2 protein-coding genes and 1 pseudogene are annotated in these 2,242 nt (G+C 64.8%); all 3 read left to right on the forward strand.

Features of this window, described 5'->3' with window-relative positions:
- The coding region (locus FAZ11_RS24570) for an extracellular solute-binding protein (RefSeq protein ID WP_137283183.1) at window positions 1–807 on the forward strand (807 nt) is incomplete at its 5' end.
- A gap of 21 nt (window positions 808–828) precedes the next feature.
- On the forward strand, window positions 829–1,869 hold the full coding sequence (locus FAZ11_RS24575; protein ID WP_058772476.1) for an ABC transporter ATP-binding protein: 1,041 nt from the start codon (window positions 829–831) through the stop codon (window positions 1,867–1,869).
- Window positions 1,866–2,242 (forward strand): annotated as a pseudogene (locus tag FAZ11_RS24580) (hypothetical protein); the annotation flags it as partial. The gene FAZ11_RS24575 and the pseudogene FAZ11_RS24580, both read left to right, overlap by 4 nt.

Consider the following 2,242-nt stretch of genomic DNA (forward strand, 5'->3'; position numbering starts at 1 on the left):
CTCTCCGAGCAGGCCAATCCGCGGCATGACGTGATCTGGGGCATGGCGGCGTCCTCCATGGTCGATCCGCGCATCTCCGCCACCCTGGAGCCCTACCAGCCCAAGGGCATCGACGCGGTGCCCAAGCAATTCCGTGATCCGAACAACAAGTGGTTCGCCGTGACCGGCTACATGGCCGCCTTCTGCGTCAACAATGAGCGCCTCAAGCAGAAGGGGCTGCCGATGCCCACCTCCTGGAAGGACCTGACCGCACCCGGGTTCAAGGGCGAGGTGGTGATGCCCAACCCGGCCAGCTCGGGGACCGGCTACGTGCAGATCGCCTCGCTGCTGCAGATGATGGGCCCGGAAAAGGGTTGGAGTTTCCTCGACGCGCTGGACAAGAACGTCGCCCAGTACATCAAGTCCGGCTCGCGGCCGTGCAACGTGGCCTCGTCCGGTGAATATACCGTTGGCCTGTCCTTCGACCTGCGCGCCATCAAGAACATCGCCGAAGGCTATCCGATCACCATGGTGATTCCATCCGAAGGCGCCGGTAACGAGCTGGAGACCAATGGCCTGGTCGCCGCCTCCAAACACCAGGAAGCCGCCAAGCGCTTCCTGGATTGGACGGTCAGTCCCGCCGCCGCCAACGCCTACTACAAGTGGAAGGCCATCGTGACCATCCCGGGCGGCGAGATGCCGAAGAACTTCCGCGATGCGGGGCTGCCGGCCGATGTGTCCAAGGTGCTCTATCCGGTGGACTTCGCCAAGGCGAGTGCTGATCGTGCCGAGACCATCGCGACCTGGCAGAAGAAGTACGAGCGGTAAGCAAGGGCTTCAGGAGATAGCATGAAACTGACCATCAGTGGTGTGACCAAGCGCTTCGATAGCGTGACGGCTCTGGATAACGTCTCCCTGGAGATTCCCTCGGGCAAGTTCGTCTGCTTCCTTGGTCCGTCCGGCTGTGGCAAGACCACCTTGCTGCGGATCATCGCCGGCCTCGATGAGGCCAGCGCTGGCCGCATCGAGGTCGATGGCAAGGACGTGCTCAGCACCACCGCCAAGGAGCGCAACTTCGGCATCGTCTTCCAATCCTATTCGCTGTTCCCGACCCTGACGGCGGCGCAAAACGTCGCCTATGGCCTGGAATGCCGAAGCTGGAAGAAGGCGGAGACCCAGCAACGGGTCGCCGCCATGCTGAAGATGGTGCACCTCGACGCTCACGCGAAGAAGCTGCCACACCAGCTCTCCGGTGGTCAGCAACAGCGTATCGCCCTGGCGCGGGCGATCGCTCCCCAACCCTCCTTGCTGCTGCTCGACGAGCCCTTGTCCGCGCTGGATGCCAAGGTGCGCGAGGAATTGCGCACCGAGATCAAGGCCGTGCAGGAAAAGCTCGGCATCACCACCATCATGGTGACCCACGACCAGGAAGAAGCCCTGGCCATGGCTGACTTGGTGGTGCTGATGCGCAATGGGCGGATCGAGCAGGCCGGTACGCCGGACGAACTCTATGAACGACCCCGTACGGCCTTCGTCGCGGAATTCATCGGCCGCATGAATTTCCTCGACGTCGAAACCGATGACCAAGGGCGCAGCTGGTTGGGTCAAGCGCCCTTGCGCTTACGCGAGGTAGGGCCCCAGGGCGGTTCGCGCGTTTGCCTGCGCCCCGAGCATGTCGAACTCGGCTCAGCCGAGCGCACCGGCGAGAACGTCGTAGCCGGCCGCGTCACCGACATCTCCTACCTGGGCAACCTCACCCGGATCACCATGCAGCCGGCCACCGGTGGCTCCCCCGTGGTGGCCGAACTGCACGGCCGCCGCGCGCCGGTCCGGCTGGACGACCCCATCTCCATGCACCTGCCGATGCTGTCGCTGCGGAGGCTGTCATGAGTGCCGTCAACCTGTCCGAACGGGCCAGTACCGCCGGGCTGCCGGTGAAGCGCGCCGGCGAAGACCGCCTGGTGCGCTGGACGCTGACCGGGGCGGTGCTGGCCGGCCTGCTGCTGTTCCTGGTGATGCCGATCGCCACCATCCTGATCCGCAGTACCGAAACCCCGACCGGGACGGGCCTGGCCAACTTCACCAATGCCTTCGCCAGCGCCCGCTTCTGGGGGCTGATCGGCAACAGCGTCGGCATGGCCGGGCTCACCACGGTACTGGTGATCGTCCTGGCCTATGGCTACGCCTACGGCCTGCAGCGCACCCTGGTCAAGGGCAAGGGCTTCCTGCGGCTGGTCGCCCTGATGCCACTGTTCGCCCCCTC

Origin of the sequence: Pseudomonas rhizoryzae (assembly GCF_005250615.1) — a bacterium.
Classification (GTDB): domain Bacteria; phylum Pseudomonadota; class Gammaproteobacteria; order Pseudomonadales; family Pseudomonadaceae; genus Chryseomonas; species Chryseomonas rhizoryzae.